Origin of the sequence: Flavonifractor sp. (assembly GCF_019422385.1) — a bacterium.
GTDB classification, from domain to species: domain Bacteria; phylum Bacillota; class Clostridia; order Oscillospirales; family Oscillospiraceae; genus Flavonifractor; species Flavonifractor avistercoris.
In genome coordinates this window covers 1-15,433 of sequence record NZ_JAHZDL010000061.1, presented here as the reverse complement: position 1 = coordinate 15,433, position 15,433 = coordinate 1, and the positions used below count along the sequence as shown (strand labels likewise).

Here is a 15,433-nt window from a genome sequence, read left to right as displayed (position 1 = left end):
GAGAAGGTGATGATGGGCTTGATGGACAGCATGGTGCCCGCCAGGGCGGTGATGCGGCCGATGCGGCCCCCCCGGCGCAGATACTCCAGGGTGTCCACCGAGAAGAAGGGGAAGGTGTTGTCCACCAGGTGGGGCACCCGCTCATGGATGAGCTTGTCCCAGCCCGTCCCGGCCTGGATCTCCTCCCACAGCTGGAGCACAATGATGCCGATGCCCAGGGAGCCGCTGCGGGAGTCGAACACGGCGATGTCCAGATCATCCCGCTGCTCGGCCTGCACCCGCACCAGGTTGCAGGTGCCCGACAGGCCGCCGGAGAGCATGACGGCGATCACCTTCTCATAGCCGTCGGCGCGGATCTGATCCAGGGTGTCGCTGAGCACGCCCCCCTCGGGCAGGGAGGTGCGGGGCAGCTCCCCCCGGCGGAGCCGGTCGTACACGTCCTGGGCAAAGATGTCCACCCCGTCGGAGAACTCCCCGTCGTCACAGCGGATTTTCAGCGGCACCACGTAGATGGGCTTGCCCTCCCGCATGGCAGGGGTCAGGTCGGCGGTGGAATCGGTGAGCAGCGCGATCTTTTCCGGATTTGACAAGGCAATCATCCTACTCTATAATTAGTACAAGAGCTGCATAACATCGTTATGTCACTATTATAACGGGCATCTGCCGCCGCGTCAAGGGGAGGAAGGCATAAAATGGATTATCGGGAGCGTCGGAAAGAACAGGCCCGCCAGACGGAGGCGGCCATCCTCCAGGCCGCCCTGGAGCTGGCCCGGGCCAACAGCTTCGACAAGGTGTCCGTCCGGGACATCTGCCAGCGGGCCGGCATCACCACCGGGGCCTTTTACCACCACTTCCGCTCCAAGGAGGATCTGCTCTCCCGAGGCTTCGCACCCCTGGATCGCCGCATGGAGGAGGCCCTGTCCGGCCACGGGGACGACACCCCGCCGGAGCGACTGTGGCGCATCCTGTCCACCTACGCCGCCTTCATCCAGGATCAGGGATGGGAGCTGGTGGCCCGCTACTATCAGCGGCGGCTGGACGCCCCCGATGACGCCTCCTCCATGGATCCCACCCGGTACACCCTGCGCTCCATGGTGGACTGCCTGCGGCAGGCGGAGGCGGAGGGGCTGCTCCTCCCCGGCTGGTCGGTGGAGTGGACGGCGGACTTCTTCTTCCGCCACTTCCGGGGCGTGGTGATCGACTGGGTGCTCCACCGGGGCTCCTACCCATTATTGCCCAAGCTGGAACAGGACTACGCCCTGTTCCGGGAGATTTTCCAGACCCGGTAACCCCCGATACGGTCAAAAACCTCCGGGCCGGCGCGGCCCGGAGGTTTTGTCGTTCTCATCCCTCCGTCAGGCGGCGGAGCGCCTCCTCCCGGGTGGGGACGAACCAGAAGTGCTCCCCCTGGTTGGACTCATAGATAAAGTCCCGGAGGGGCTTGCTGGTGTAGCGGGAAAAATCCCCGTAGACGGCCATCTTCACCTGGTAGTTGACGAACTTCTGGAGGATCTCCCCCGCCAGGCCGGTGCTGAGGATGAAAAAGTCCTCCGCCACCGCGGCCTTGTCCACCAGCAGGCGGTCGGCCCCCGCGGCATAGCGGGCCGTCATGGCCAGCTCCAGGGCGGACTGGGCGTCCGTGAGCACCGGCTCCGGCCCGGTCAGCTCCGCCACGGCGCATCCGCCCTGCCGGATATACGAAAGCTCCATTGGGCTTTCCTCCTCTCTGTGTAGGATTGGAACAGGATAGCACAGCTCCGCCGGTCTGTCAAATCTCCCGCGGACAGGCAAGTTTCCGCCGTCTGACGCATATGCCTCTTGGTGGAGGTGATGTGCCCATGTCCAGGCTGCTGTCCAGGGAGCGGATGCGGGATGCGATGCTGGGCCTGGCCCTGCTGTGCGCCACCCTGGCGCTGATGCTCTATCCTCAGCCCGCCATGGAGGCGGCCAGAAGCGGCCTGCGGCTGTGCTACAACGTGATCATCCCCTCCCTGTTCCCCTTCTTCGTCCTGTCCTCCCTGGTGGTGGAGCTGGGGCTGGCGGGGTATCTGGGGCGGCTGCTGGAGGGGCTGATGCGCCCCCTGTTCCGGGTGGGCGGGGCCTGCGCCTCCGCCGTGGCTCTGGGGTTCATCGGCGGCTACCCGGTGGGGGCCAAGACCGCCATCGGCCTCTATGAGAGCGGCCAATGCACCCGCACTGAGGCGGAGCGGCTGCTGGCCTTCTGCAACAACTCCGGCCCCGCCTTCATCCTGGGGGTGGTGGGAACCGGGGTGTTCGCCAGCAGCCGGGTGGGGGTGCTCCTCTACCTGGCCCACGCCGCCGCCTCCTGCTGCGTGGGGCTTCTGTTCCGCTTCTACCGCTCCGGGCCGGAGCGCCGGGGGACGGCGGCCCGTCCCCAGCCCCAGTTCCGCGCTCCCCGCCTCACCGCCGCCTTCACCGGCTCCATCAAAAACGCCTTCCTCTCCACCCTGAACATCTGCGCCTTCGTGGTCTTCTTCACGGTGGTGATCCAGCTGCTCATCCGCTCCGGCCTCCTGCCGGCTCTGGCGGGGCTGCTTGGCACCCTGCTCGCCCCCTTCGGCCTCACCCCGGAGTGGGCCCAGCGGCTGCTCACCGGCGCGCTGGAGCTGTCCACCGGTGTGACCACCCTCATGGGGGACGGCTCCCTCAGCGGGCGGCTGGTGGCCGCCGCCTTCATGCTGGGCTGGGCGGGCATCTCCGTCCACTGCCAGGTGCTCTCCTTTCTGGGGGGCAGCGGCCTGTCGGCGGGCACCTACCTGGCGGGCAAGCTGCTCCACGGCGGGCTGTCCGCCCTGTTCACCGCCGCCCTGGTGCGGCTGTTCCCCCTGGAGGCCCCGGTGTCCGACTACCTGGCCGAGCAGGTGGCGGGCATCGCCGGCATGGAATTCCACCGCACGCTGGTCATCTCCACCGTCTGCGCCTGGGTGCTCTTTCTGGCGTTTCTCTTCACCGCGGCCGCCGGAGTCCGAAAAGGGCTTGGCAAGGGCCGCCGCCCCGTGCTATAATAGTGTTTGCGGAAAGTGGAATTGAGAGAGGGTGGAGTCCATGCTGTTTCAAAAGGATATTGAGCCCCGCTGCGCCTACTGCCAGCGCGGCGCCCAGCTGGAGGACGACAAGATCCTCTGTGTCAAGAAGGGCGTGGTCTCCCCCGGCGGCAGCTGCCGCCGCTTCAAATACGACCCGCTGAAGCGGGTTCCCCCGCCGCCGGTGCTCCCCGACTTCAGCAAGCTGAAGGACGAGGATTTTTCCCTGTAGCCACATCAAAGCGCCCCCGTGCCCTTTTGGCACGGGGGCGCTTTTTTGTAAAGCAGGCGTCAGGAGGAGGCTTCCGTGATCTGCTCCGTGAGGGCCCCGATGCGGGCGTTGAGGGCGTCCACGTCCGGCGTGTCTACCGGGTCGTTGGTCAGGCCGTATTCCGCCTTGAGGGAGAGGATGCGCTTCACACTCTCGTCCAGGCGCTCCGGGGAGATGCGGCCGCTGTCCACCGCCTCCAGCAGGGCATCCCGGGCCGCCGTCAGGTTGTCCGCGCCGTGGCACACCAGCAGCAGGTCGCACCCGGCCTCCACCGCCAGCACGGCGGCCTCCCCCATGCCGTAAGTATTGGAGACGGCCCCCATGGTGAGATCGTCGGTGCACACCACCCCGTCAAAGCGCAGTTCTCCCCGGAGCAGCTCCGTGACCATGGTATAAGAGAGGGACGCAGGGCGGTCTGGATCCAGCTGAGGCATCAGAATGTGCCCCACCATGATAGCCGGTACGGCGCTGTCCGCCGCCATCCAGAAAGGGACGGCATCTCCGGACAGCCAGTCCTCCTTAGACTGGTCCACCACGGGGAGCTCCACATGGGAGTCGATGGAGGTACTTCCGTGGCCCGGGAAGTGCTTGCCCACGGCAATCACCCCGGTGTCAGCCAGTCCGCCGGCCACCCAGGCGGCGGCATTGGCCGCCCGGCTGGGATCGCCGCTGTAGGCCCGGTCGCCGATCACGGTGTTGTCCGGGTTGGACCACACGTCCATCACCGGGGCGAAATCCATGTTGAAGCCGAAGGCGGCGCACTCCGCTCCCAGTGTCTGCCCCAGCTGCTGGAGCAGGGAGGCATCATAGCGCTCCCCAAAGGTGTAGGCACTGGGCAGGTCGGCCACCTCCGGGGGCATCCGGTCCACCCGGCCCCCCTCCTGATCCACGCAGAGGAACAGGGGGGTGTAGTCCCCGTTGAGATCCTTCAGGCCGTTGGTGAGCTCCGCCAGCTGCCAGGCGCTCTCCACGTTGCGGCCGAAGAGGATCACGCCGCCCACCTGGTAGTCCTGGACGGCCTGTACCGCGTCCTGCCCCAGCTGGGTGCCCTCGATGCCCGCCACCAGCAGCTGGGAGACCTTCTGTTCCGTGGTCATGGTCGCCACCGCCTCCGCGATGGGGTCGGGGGTGGGGGTGGGCTCCGGCGTGGGCGTGGGGGACGGGGCGACCGCCGGCGTGGTCTCCGCCGCCGGGGTATCGGTGGGCTGGGCCGGCCGGGCGGCGCAACCGCCGGTCAGAACAAATACAACCAGCAATAGGCCCGCCAGAAGATTCCGTTTTGTCATCGCTTTTTCCGTCCTTTCCGCCCTTTGGGCACGTGCATGGCCCGGCGGTTGCCCCGGTGCTTCTCCCGCCGGGGCGGTCTGGGGGCCTCCTCCCTTTTCTCCCTGCGGGCGGCCCGGGGCGCCGGGTCCACGCCGGGGAGGGTGAAGTCAATCTGCCCGGTGGTGGGGTCGGCGGCGGCGCACACCACCTCCAGGGGGGAGCCGAAGGTGTAGGAGACGCCGCCCCCCTCGCTCACCAGGGTGAGGTGGCTCTCGTCGTACTGCCAGCCCTGGCCGGGCAGGGCCTCCACGGGCAGCAGGCCCTCCACACCGCTGGGCAGCATGACAAACAGGCCGAAGCGGGTGACGCCGGACACAGTGCCCGCAAAGGTCTCCCCCAGATGGCCGCGCATGAACTCCGCCATGTACCGCTTCTCGATCTCCCGCTCGGCGGTCTGGGCGGCGATCTCCCGCTGGGAGGACTGCACCGCCGCCTTCTGCACCGCCGCGGCCAGCTTCTTCTCCCGCTGGCCGGTCAGCTTCCCGTCCAACAGGGCAGTGAGGATGCGGTGAACCATGAGATCCGGATAGCGGCGGATGGGGGAGGTGAAGTGGCAGTAGTACTTGGCCCCCAGGCCGAAGTGGCCCAGGTTCTCCCCGTCGTACCGGGCTTTCATCAGGGCGCGGAGCACCATCATGGACACGGCGGCCTCCTCCGGCTTGCCCCTGGAAGCGTCCAGCAGCTTCTGGAGGGAGGGGCCGTCGGCCTCCTTCAGATCGTAGCCCAGGGGGGCCACCATGGTGCGCAGGGCCTCGGCCTTGTCGGGGGAGGGCTTCTCGTGGACCCGGTAGACGCAGGGCTTGTCCAGCCGGTTCAGGTGCTCCGCCACGCACTCGTTGGCCGCCAGCATGAAGGACTCGATCAGGGCCTCGCTGACCCCCTGGCTGTGCACCGCCACGTCCACCGGCGCGCCGCTCTCGTCGCAGATCACATAGCTCTCCTTGGTGTCCAGCTCCAGGGCGCCCCGCCGGCGCCGGCGGCCCTCCAGCACCTTGGACAGGGCGGCCATGTCCTCCAGCATGGGCAGGATGTGCCGGTACCGCTCCTGCAGGGCGGGGGCTTGCCCCCGCCGCTGGCCGTCCAGCAGAAGATTGCAGTCCTCGTAGGTCATCCGCTCGGTGGTGCGGATCACGCTCTTGGCGATGGTGTGGTCCACCACCTCCCCCTCCGGCGTCAGGGTCATGATGCAGGACAGGGCCAGCCGGTCCACCCGGGGGTTGAGGGAGCAGATGCCGTTGGACAGCTCCTTTGGCAGCATGGGCACCACCTGGTCGGCAAAGTACACCGACGTGCCCCGCTCCCAGGCCTCCAGATCCAGGGCGGAGCCCTGGGTGACGTAGTGGCTCACGTCGGCGATGTGCACCCCCAGCACCCAGCGGCCCCGGCCGTCCTTCTCCAGGCTCACCGCGTCGTCCAGATCCTTGGAAGAGGCTCCGTCGATGGTGATGATGATCTTGTCCCGGAGATCCAGCCGGCCGGCCAGGGCGGAGGACTCCACTTCCCGGGGGGCCGCCTGGGCCTCGTCCAGCACCGCATCGGGGAAGTCCCGGCTGATGTCGTTCTGATAGAGGATGGCGGCCACGGCGCTCTCCCGCTCCCCGGCGGGGCCGAACACCTCCCGCAGGGTGCCCATGGGGGGCAGCTTGGAACTGCCGAAGCTGGTCATGGCTACGGCGGCCCGATCCCCCGCCCGGACATTGCGGCGCTTGGTGAGCACCTGGATGGGGCCGGGCAGCTTGTCATTGTCCGGCTGGAGCCACAGCTCCCGGTTGTGCCTGGACAGGATGCCGGTAACCGTCTTGTTGGCCCGCCCGGTGACGGCGGTGACCCGGGCGGTGCGGCGGCGGCCCTCCCCCTCCTCCTCCAGGGGCTGTATGCGCACCTGGTCGCCGTGCCACGCGCCTCCGTCGGAGCGGGGCGGGATGAACCAGTCGTCCTCCCGGCTCTTTCCGTCCTCCGGCGTCACAAAGCCGAAGCCCCGGCTGGTGGCCTGATAGATGCCGGTGATCTCACCGGCCTGCTTGTCTCTCATATGCAGCATCCTTTCCGCAGTCTGTCTGTTTTCCCTATTGTACCACAAAAAAGTGTCCGGGCATACAAAAAGCGCCCTTCCGACCGGAAGGGCGCTTTCGTGTCTCGGGTTACAGCAGGCACATCACAAAGGTCAGGATCACAAAGCCGATGGCCACCCACTTGGTCATCTTGGCCAGCTTGGCGTCCCAGCTCTTGGCCTTGTTCTTGGCCATGAAGGTGTCGGCCACGCCGGCGATGGCGCCGGACAGGCCCGCGCTCTTACCGGACTGGAGCAGCACCACGGCGATCAGGAAAATGGCGGCGGCCACGTCAATAATGCTCAAAACCAGCTGAGGAATGCTCACGATACATCGTCCTTTCGGCCCCGTTAGGGCGGTTTGTGCTATTTTCGGGCGCAACAAAATTGCGCGTTTCTCAAACGTGATTATTATGATAGCACATTTCCCCGCCGATTTCAAGGACTTTTTGTAAGATGTCCAGTCGGTTTCCGTGGGTAGGCAGGTGTCGATTCGTGTCGAGCGATTTTACAGATAATTCTTGCTCTTTCTCTAGGTTTATAGTATAATTTGCACAAGATAATCCGGCACAATATAATGAAAATTTGAGGGTGATTCCGATGAGCCGCGCTTGAGCGTTTTTCCCTGTCCATACCAACCATGTGATCTATAACGGAGGTCAATGACGAAAAGATTTTTCTCTCTTTTGCTGTCTATGGCAATTCTGTTTACCGTCACGTGTCCGGCTTTTGCCGCCGGTTTGGATTCCGATCTTCAGGAAGAAACGGTCAGCTTGGGCAATGAATCAGTTGTGGTTCACTACCAAGTAAATGGAAAAATCTCTTATATCGAAGTTGGGTCGGACATCATTGAGGTAAGAGGCAATGAAGTCTATCTCAACGGAGAACTTATCGCTACTATCATAAGCGGATTTATAGGAGATGCTCCCGGAATGATTGAGCCACGAACTGGTTGGGTCTATACAGATTCGTGCCCATTTGGGGAAGCTAGTGATTATACTAGAGAATTAGATCCTAAATTCCACAATATCACATTTGAGAAGGCAATTATGGAACTTGGGAAGGAAGTTATTCTTTCTGTCCTCATTGCCGCTGTTGATACCTTTAAGACAGATCCTACAGGCGCATCACTTGGAGTTAACGTTTTCTTAGCAGTCGCTGATGATATTTATAACTGGGCCCATGATTACCCGCAGCGTACACAAGTATATGCCATTGAGCACATTTATGGACATAAAAACGGGATGGGTTATATTCACAAAAATAAGTTTATTTTTTATAGTGACCGAGACTGTACAGATAAAATTAGCGAGGCAATCGCATTTTCCTGGTGGGGTTGATGATTTACTGCCCGACTTATCTATTCTATGAGGAGCCCTGAAAAGGGGGGAGTCTGTGGAACAGGTAGATCAAGAAAAGCTGGATCTCATAGAAGATCATATGAACAGCTTAACGGGCGGAGAGTATGACGCAGACGCCGAATGGGAGGCCATCCTGTCCCATCCCTTCGGTATCGCCATCTTCCTCGGCATCTTTGCAGGGTGCCTGTCCCCATGCAGAAATCTGTCCGTCCGGCTGGCGGAAAAGCTCCGTCCGCCCCTCAGCCGGAGTGGGCATCCGTTGCTCTGGAAGTCCCTAACCTGGATTCCGTATCTGTTCATTATGGTTCTGGCGGCGGCGGTGGAGGACGTCTTCCTGGACGGCTCCAACGCCCGGTTCGCGGCCCTGCTGGTCATTGAGACCGTGGTTTGCAGCATATTTGTCGTTGCTCAGCGGGCGGTGTGGAGCGCTCTGACGCCGCCCGACGAAACCTCCGGCGACCCCTCCGACGATGAATAGTCCAACGGCCCGGGAGCCTCTGCTCCCGGGCCGTTCTGTGTCCCCGGTTCAGCCGCCCCGGGCCAGTCTCCGGCTGGCCCGGCAGGTGGCCAGGAAATACCCGCCGTACACCACCAGCAGCAGGAGGGCCGCCACGGCGCTGGAGGCGGCGGCGTCCACCTTCCCCACCTCGGCGATCACCTGGTTCACCGCCGTCATGCCCACCGCCGTGTGCACCAGCGCCAGGGCCAGGGGGAGGAAGAAGGAGAGGAACACCTGGATGTCCACCGACCGGGCCCGCATCTGCTCCGGCGCGCCCAGCTGGGCCAGAATCCGGTAGCGGGGGGCGTTGTCTGCGGCCTGGGTCAGCTGCTGGAGGGCCAGCACCGCCGCCGAGGCCAGCAGGAACACCACCCCCAGGTACAATCCCATGAACACCACCAGCACCTTGGTGCCCAGCAGCTCCAGCCAGGTCTCCAGCCGGGTGGTGCAGCTGTAGGAGCCCAGCTCGCCCAGGGTGGATACCGCCTCCTGGAACCGCGTCTCCGCCGCATTTTTGTCCCCGGCGTAGTCGGCCAGGAAGTACCAGTAGTTGACATAGGCCCCCTGGGCCTCGCCGTCGGGCCGGACGTTCAGGCCCTCCCGCGTCAGGAAGGTGTCCGCCGCCTCCTGGCCCCAGCGGCCGGCAAAGGCGTCATAGACCGACTGGGTAATGGCCTGCCCAGCCTCCGAGCGAAACACCGGGAAGGAGAGATGGAAAGAGCAGTCGGTCTCCGGATCGAAGCCCCCCTCCGCCAGCAGGGCGGGTAGGTCTGTCGGCTCCTCCCCGGCGGGGTAGAACACCAGATTGGCGTCCTGGGGGAGCTCCTCCTCCGCCATCTGCTCCACCGTGTTGTTGAGGCCCACCGCGCTGGCGGTGATGCCGATGGCCAGCAGCAGCATGAGGCAGATCACCGTCATGGAGCGGTAGGTGGTGTTGATGCGGGCGTTGAACTGCCGCAGGACGAACATGTTGAGGTTTTTATAGTAGAGCTTCTTCCGGCTCCGGCACACCCGCAGCAGGAAGCCGGACAGGGAGCGGAAGAACAGCAGGGTGCTCAAACTGCCCAGGCCGATCATCACCCAGAACAGGGCGTCCACCCGCAGGATGCCCCGGGTGAGGAGCATGGCGTAGGCGACGACCAGCAGAGCCGCCCCGGCCAGGAAGAGAACCACCGACAACCCCAGGCTCTGGCTCTTCAGCTCCTGGTTCACCCGCTGGGCCTGCATCAGATCGATGAGCCTGCATCGGGAGACGGCGAAGGCGTGGTAGGCCATCACCAGCAGGAAGATAGCGGCGAAGGCCAGGGCGGTCTTGCCCAGGGAGGACAGGGAGACGGAGAAGGTGAACATGGTCATGGGCACGGCGAACAGCCCGGCGGTGAATGCGGACAGGCCCCAGGCCGCCAGCACCCCCAGCCCCAGGCCCACCAGCAGGGCCAGCAGGCCCATGCCCGCCGTCTCCAGCAGCAGGAGCCGGGCCACCTGGCCCCGCCCCATGCCCAGCAGCAGATAGGTGCCCAGCTCCTTCTTCCGCCGGCGGATGAGGAAGCCGGAGGCGTAGAGGATCAAAAAGGCCAGCACCACCCACACAAAGACGGAGAGCATGCCCACCAGCTCCCGGATGGCCTGGGCGGTGGGGGCGGTGGGCCCGCTGCCCAGGTACTGGAACACCGCCTGGGTCTCCAGGGCGTTGAACACATAGAACAGGCACACGGCGAACACGATGGTGAGGAACCACACCCCGTAGTCCTTCACGCTGCGGCCCACGTTTTTGGCGGCCAGCTTAGAGAACATCGCTCTGGTCACCTCCCAGCGCGGTCACCACGCCGATGATCTCCCGGAAGAAGTCCCGCCGGCTCCTGCTCCCCCGCTCCAGCTGGGAGAAGATCGCCCCGTCCTGGAGGAAGAGGATGCGGTGGCAGTAGCTGGCGGTGAAGGCGTCGTGGGTCACCATGAGGATGGTGGCCGCCCGCTGCCGGTTGAGCACCTCGAACCGGTCCAGCAGCAGCTTGGCCGACTTGGAGTCCAGGGCGCCGGTGGGCTCGTCGGCCAGCACCAGGGCCGGGTCGGTGATGATGGCCCGGGCCGCCGCCGTCCGCTGCCGCTGGCCGCCGGAGAGCTGGTAGGGGTACTGGTTCAGGCAGTCCGCCAGGCCCAGCAGCTCCGCCGTCTCCCGCACCCGCCCCTCAATCTCCCCCGGCGGGGTCTTGCGGATGGTGAGGGCCAGGGCGATGTTCTCAAAGGCGGTGAGGGTGTCCAGCAGGTTGCAGTCCTGGAACACAAAGCCCAGCCGCTCCCGGCGGAAGCGGGTCAGCTCCCTGGACTTCATGGCGGTCACGTCCCGGCCCTCCACCCGGATATGCCCCGCTGTGGGGGTGTCGATGGTGGCCACGCAGTTGAGCAGGGTGCTCTTGCCGCTGCCCGACGCGCCCATGACGCCCACAAACTCCCCCTTTGCCACCGTGAAGCTCACGTCGTCCACCGCCCGGGTGACGCTGCCCCGCTTTCCATAGTCCCGGCGGAGATGCTCCACCGCTAAAATCGTCTCCATGGTACGACCTCCTCATCTTGGTTGGGAAAAGCATACCAGAGAGATCTTAAAAAAAGCTAAATGCCCCCTTACACTTTTGTGAAGGCTTTCCGTCAGGTTTTGGACGGGAATTTTCCCATCTGCTCTTGATTTATTTTTTAGATGCTTTATAATGGTCTCTGCCACCCCCTACCTTTCACAGGTGGACGCATTACACTATGAAAACAGGAGGATTTTCCCATGAACGTAATTGATACCAAGAACGCTCCCGGCGCCATCGGCCCCTACTCCCAGGCCTACGAGGCCAACGGCTTTGTAATCACCTCCGGCCAGCTGCCGGTGAACCCCGCCGACGGCACCATCCCCGAGGGCATCGCCGCCCAGGCCGAGTGGAGCTGCAAGAACGTGGGCGCCATTCTGGAGGCCGCCGGCTCCGGTCTGGACAAGGTGGTCAAGACCACCTGCTTCCTGGCCGACATCGCCGACTTCGCCGCCTTCAACGAGGTGTACGGCAAGTTCTTCACCTCCAAGCCCGCCCGCTCCTGCTTCGCCGTGAAGGATCTGCCCAAGGGCGCCCTGTGCGAGATCGAGGCCATCGCCGTCAAGTAATTTCCCCCATGAACCATGCAAAGGCCGCGGAGTCTTCTCCGCGGCCTTTGTCTGTTCTGCACAAAAAACGCCTCGGTTTTTTTCCGCCCGGTTTCGCTTTTCCACTTGCATCCCCTGCCCAAAAGGTTTATAGTTTGGTTAGCAGAAAATATATTAGTGCTAAAAACTTTTTGTGAGGTAATGGGAATGAACACCAAGCCCACCGGCCAGACCGACGTCGTCTTTCAGTGGCAGGGGATTCCCCAGCCCGGTCAGCTCGTCCCCCTGGGTCTTCAGCATGTGGTGGCCGCCGTGGTGGGGATCATCACCCCCGCCATGCTCATCGCCGACGTGTGCGGCATCACCGGCAGCGACCGCACCCTCATGATCCAGGTGTCGCTGCTCCTCACCGCCCTGGCCACCCTGCTCCAGCTCTTCCCCCTCGTCCGGCGCATCGGCGCCGGGCTGCCCGTCATCATGGGCATCAGCTTTGCCTACATCCCCACCCTTCAGGCCATTGGCGGCCAGTTCGGCTTGCCCACCATCCTGGGGGCGGAGATTGTGGGCGGTGTGGTGGCCATCGTGTTCGGCCTGTTCGTCAAGTGGATCCGCCCTCTGTTTCCACCCCTGGTGACGGGCACGGTGATCTTCACCATCGGCCTGTCCCTCTACCCCACCGCCGTGCGCTACATGGCCGGCGGCAGCGGAAGCGAGTGGTTCGGCACGCCCAGGAGCTGGCTGGTGGCCCTGGTCACCCTGGCGGTGGTGGTGTTCCTCAACAACTTCACCAAGGGCATCCTCAAGCTGGCCTCCATCCTCATCGGCATGATTGTGGGCTATCTCCTGTCCCTCTGCCTGGGCATGGTGGATCTGTCCGGCGTGGGCGGCTCGGCCTGGTTCGCCCTGCCCGAGTTCATGCCCTTTGAGATCAAGTTCGTCCCCGCCGCCTGCGTGTCCCTGGGCATCGTGTACGTGGTCAACGCGGTGCAGACCATCGGCGATCTGTCCTCCACCACCATGGGCGGCATGGATCGGATGCCCACCGACAGGGAGCTGTCCGGCGGCATCATCGGCCAGGGGATCATGAGCATCCTGGGGGCCTTCTTCGGCGGCCTGCCCGCCGCCACCTACAGTCAGAATGTGGGCATCGTCACCGTCAACAAGGTCATCAACCGGGCGGTGTTCGCCCTGGCGGCGGTGATCCTGCTGGTGGCGGGGCTCATGCCCAAATTCGCCTCCCTGCTCACCACCATCCCCCAGTGCGTCATCGGCGGCGCCACCATCTCCGTGTTCGCCACCATCACCATGACCGGCATCCGCATGATCACCGAGGGGGGCTTCACCCCCCGCAAGAGCGCGGTGGTGGGCCTGGCCGTGGCCCTGGGCGTGGGCATTACCCAGGTGTCCGGCTGCCTGTCCGGCGCGGGCTTCCCCGCGTGGGTCAACACCGTGTTCGGCTCCTCCTCCGTGGTGGTCTCCACCCTGGCAGCCATCCTGCTCAACCTGATCCTCCCCAGAGAGAAGGAAGACAAGGCGTAAAAAGAGCCCGGCCGCCTGCACGGCCGGGCTCTTTTGGTCTACTCCTTTGCCTCGTCGATGTAGCTGTACAGGGTGTACTTGGAGATGCCGAAGTACTTGCACACCTTGTCGCCGCTCTTGGTGATGAGGAAGGCCCCTGTCTCATTGAGGAACTGGATGGCCTTCACCTTGTCCTCCTTGTTCATCAGGGCCACCGGCTTGCCCACCAGCTTGACGCTCTGCTCAATGAGCTCGTCCAGCAGGTCGGACACGTTGCGGGAGATGGCCTCCGGCTCCTTGCTCTCCTGCTCGGTGGCGGTGAACTGCTTGAGCTGGTTCTCCATGGCCATCATCAGGGTGATGTCGTAATTGATGCCGAAGATGCCGATGGGCACCCCGTCGTCCCCCCGGATGTAGAGGGTGGTGGACTTGAGGATCTTCCCGTCCCTGGTGCGGGTCAGATAGCACAGGTGATCCTTCAGCTGGGCCGGGTCGCCCCGCAGGGCCTCCAGCACCACGTGGGAGGGGCCGTCCCCCACCTTGCGGCCGGTGACGTGGCCGTTCTCGATGGCCACAATGGAGCTCTCCGGATCGTTGGAGGCCAGGTCGTGAACCACCACCTCACAGTTGGGGCCGAACTGGCCGGCGATCCCGCGGGCCAGCTGGAACAGAAATTGCAGTGTGGACGCGTCGGGCATGTGCCCCACCTCTTTCCTCGGGTTTTGGTGCTACTATTGTATCACGAAGGAGAAATTTTGCAAGAAAAATTATGTAAGCTAAAAATTTTTTAGTTTTTCCAACAAAATCTCTTGCAAGTTGTGCGTTCTTGTGATATGATACAGAAAGAAAGCGGATAAATCTGTACACAGTACACAAAAACAAGTTGATCATTGGTTGAGCTGCAACGGAGTGCTTCGCGCACGGGCTGAATGGACATGGATTCGGCGGAGGGGCAGCGATGCCGGCCGCCGGAGGTGTCCATTCGTAAGAATGGGCACTTTGTTTTTGTAATCAAAAAAGGAGGAATTGTCATGCTGCTGGTCGGCAACGGAAAGGTCATCACCCGGGATGAGGCGCTCCCCTATCTGGAGGACGGGGCGGTGCTGCTGGACGGCGAGGCGGTCAGGGAGGTGGGCCCCCTGGCCGAGCTGAAGGCCAAATACCCCGGCGCGGAGTTTGTGGATGCCAGGGGGGGCGTGATCATGCCCGGCCTGATCAACGTCCATACCCACATCTACTCCGGCCTGGCCCGGGGTCTGTCCATCGACGGCTTCAACCCCACCAACTTCTTTGAGGTGCTGGACGGCCAGTGGTGGTACATCGACCGGCACCTGACCCTGGACGGCACCCGGGCCAGCGCCTACGCCACCGTGCTGGACTGCATCCGGGACGGCGTCACCACCATCTTCGACCACCACGCCTCCTTCTGCGAGATCCCCGGCTCCCTGTTCGCCATCCAGGACGTGTGCCGGGAGCTGGGCATCCGGGCCAACCTGTGCTACGAGGTCAGCGAGCGGGACGGCGAGGAGAAGTGCCGCCAGGCCATCCGGGAGAACGCCGACTTCGCCCGCTGGGCCAAGGAGCAGGACGACGACATGATCAAGGCCATGTTCGGCGGCCACGCTCTGTTCACCATCTCCGACAAGACCTTTGAGGAGATGGTCAAGGCCAACGACGGCATGACCGGCTTCCACATCCACGTGTCCGAGGGCATGAACGACGTGTACGACTCCCTGCGCAACTACGGCTGCCGCCCGGTGAATCGGCTGCTCTACAACGGCATCCTGGGGGAAAAGACCATGCTGGGCCACTGCATCCACCTCTCTCCCGCCGAGATGGACATCGTCAGGGAGACAAACACCATGGTGTGCCACAACCCGGAGTCCAACATGGGCAACGCGGTGGGCTGCGCCCCGGTGCTCCAGATGTATCAGAAGGGCATCCTCATCGGCCTGGGCACCGACGCCTACACCCACGACATGCTGGAGAGCCTGAAGGTGCTCCTGCCCATGCAGCGGCACAACACCTGCCAGCCCAACGTGGGCTGGTGTGAGGCCACCGGCATGCTGTTCCAGAACAACGCCAGGATCTGCGCCCGGTACTTCCAAAAACCCCTGGGCGTCCTCAAGCCCGGCGCCGCCGCCGACGTGATCGTCATGGACTACAAGCCCTTCACCCCCTTCTCCGCCGACAACATCGACGGCCACATGCTCTTCGGCATGATGGGCAAGAACTGCCGCACCACC

General features: G+C 63.8%; 16 protein-coding genes. 8 read left to right on the top strand and 8 right to left on the bottom strand.

Annotated features, from left to right (window positions below; all coding sequences use genetic code 11):
• On the bottom strand, positions 1-599 hold a 599-nt coding region (locus QZ378_RS08890; RefSeq protein WP_291258010.1), incomplete at its 3' end, for a DegV family protein.
• A 93-nt stretch (positions 600-692) separates the two neighbouring features.
• Between QZ378_RS08890 and QZ378_RS08885 the strand changes: the two genes are divergently transcribed.
• A complete protein-coding gene (locus QZ378_RS08885) occupies positions 693-1,289 on the top strand; it encodes a TetR/AcrR family transcriptional regulator (protein WP_191379371.1) in 597 nt (198 codons plus the stop codon).
• Between the two features lie 55 nt (positions 1,290-1,344).
• Here the strand turns inward: QZ378_RS08885 and QZ378_RS08880 are convergent, their stop codons facing one another.
• A complete protein-coding gene (locus QZ378_RS08880) occupies positions 1,345-1,710 on the bottom strand; it encodes a DUF4180 domain-containing protein (protein WP_291258009.1) in 366 nt (121 codons plus the stop codon).
• Between the two features lie 128 nt (positions 1,711-1,838).
• Here QZ378_RS08880 and QZ378_RS08875 point away from each other — a divergent pair, with 128 nt between their 5' ends.
• Both QZ378_RS08875 and QZ378_RS08870 read left to right on the top strand, forming a co-directional pair.
• Positions 1,839-3,026, top strand: a complete 1,188-nt coding sequence (locus QZ378_RS08875) for a nucleoside recognition domain-containing protein (RefSeq protein WP_291258008.1) — start codon at positions 1,839-1,841, stop codon at positions 3,024-3,026.
• A 40-nt stretch (positions 3,027-3,066) separates the two neighbouring features.
• Complete coding sequence (locus QZ378_RS08870) at positions 3,067-3,276, top strand: hypothetical protein (RefSeq protein WP_087237790.1); 210 nt, start codon at positions 3,067-3,069, stop codon at positions 3,274-3,276.
• Between the two features lie 59 nt (positions 3,277-3,335).
• Here QZ378_RS08870 and nagZ read toward each other — a convergent pair whose 3' ends face one another.
• The 3 genes from nagZ to secG form a co-directional block, all read right to left on the bottom strand.
• Positions 3,336-4,601, bottom strand: coding sequence for a beta-N-acetylhexosaminidase (gene nagZ, locus QZ378_RS08865; protein WP_291258007.1), 1,266 nt, complete (start codon positions 4,599-4,601; stop codon positions 3,336-3,338).
• Positions 4,598-6,682 (bottom strand): ribonuclease R, encoded by a 2,085-nt coding sequence (gene rnr, locus QZ378_RS08860; protein ID WP_291258006.1) that lies wholly within the window; start codon positions 6,680-6,682, stop codon positions 4,598-4,600. The genes nagZ and rnr overlap by 4 nt, the downstream gene beginning before the upstream one ends.
• A gap of 100 nt (positions 6,683-6,782) precedes the next feature.
• A complete protein-coding gene (gene secG / locus QZ378_RS08855; protein WP_191379377.1) occupies positions 6,783-7,019 on the bottom strand; it encodes a preprotein translocase subunit SecG in 237 nt (78 codons plus the stop codon).
• A gap of 334 nt (positions 7,020-7,353) precedes the next feature.
• On the opposite strand from secG, the gene QZ378_RS08850 reads away from it, so the two are divergent.
• Positions 7,354-8,031 (top strand): hypothetical protein, encoded by a 678-nt coding sequence (locus QZ378_RS08850; RefSeq protein WP_291258005.1) that lies wholly within the window; start codon positions 7,354-7,356, stop codon positions 8,029-8,031.
• A 100-nt stretch (positions 8,032-8,131) separates the two neighbouring features.
• Positions 8,132-8,530: a hypothetical protein gene (locus tag QZ378_RS08845; protein ID WP_291258004.1), complete on the top strand. Its 399-nt coding sequence runs from the start codon at positions 8,132-8,134 to the stop codon at positions 8,528-8,530.
• 48 nt (positions 8,531-8,578) lie between these two features.
• Here QZ378_RS08845 and QZ378_RS08840 read toward each other — a convergent pair whose 3' ends face one another.
• Both QZ378_RS08840 and QZ378_RS08835 read right to left on the bottom strand, forming a co-directional pair.
• On the bottom strand, positions 8,579-10,345 hold the full coding sequence (locus QZ378_RS08840) for an FtsX-like permease family protein (RefSeq protein ID WP_291258003.1): 1,767 nt from the start codon (positions 10,343-10,345) through the stop codon (positions 8,579-8,581).
• Entirely contained in the window at positions 10,335-11,102 is a 768-nt protein-coding gene (locus QZ378_RS08835; RefSeq protein WP_291258002.1) for an ABC transporter ATP-binding protein, read from the bottom strand. The genes QZ378_RS08840 and QZ378_RS08835 overlap by 11 nt, the downstream gene beginning before the upstream one ends.
• Positions 11,103-11,321: 219 nt before the next feature.
• On the opposite strand from QZ378_RS08835, the gene QZ378_RS08830 reads away from it, so the two are divergent.
• Positions 11,322-11,690 carry a RidA family protein gene (locus QZ378_RS08830; RefSeq protein WP_191379382.1) on the top strand — a complete coding sequence of 123 codons (369 nt, stop codon included), beginning with the start codon at positions 11,322-11,324 and terminating at the stop codon, positions 11,688-11,690.
• 180 nt (positions 11,691-11,870) lie between these two features.
• Entirely contained in the window at positions 11,871-13,208 is a 1,338-nt protein-coding gene (locus tag QZ378_RS08825; protein ID WP_291258001.1) for a solute carrier family 23 protein, read from the top strand.
• Between the two features lie 38 nt (positions 13,209-13,246).
• Here QZ378_RS08825 and QZ378_RS08820 read toward each other — a convergent pair whose 3' ends face one another.
• Entirely contained in the window at positions 13,247-13,885 is a 639-nt protein-coding gene (locus QZ378_RS08820) for a transcriptional regulator (RefSeq protein ID WP_087237804.1), read from the bottom strand.
• Positions 13,886-14,218: 333 nt separating this feature from the next.
• Between QZ378_RS08820 and ssnA the strand changes: the two genes are divergently transcribed.
• The coding region (gene ssnA, locus QZ378_RS08815) for a putative aminohydrolase SsnA (protein WP_291258000.1) at positions 14,219-15,433 on the top strand (1,215 nt) is incomplete at its 3' end.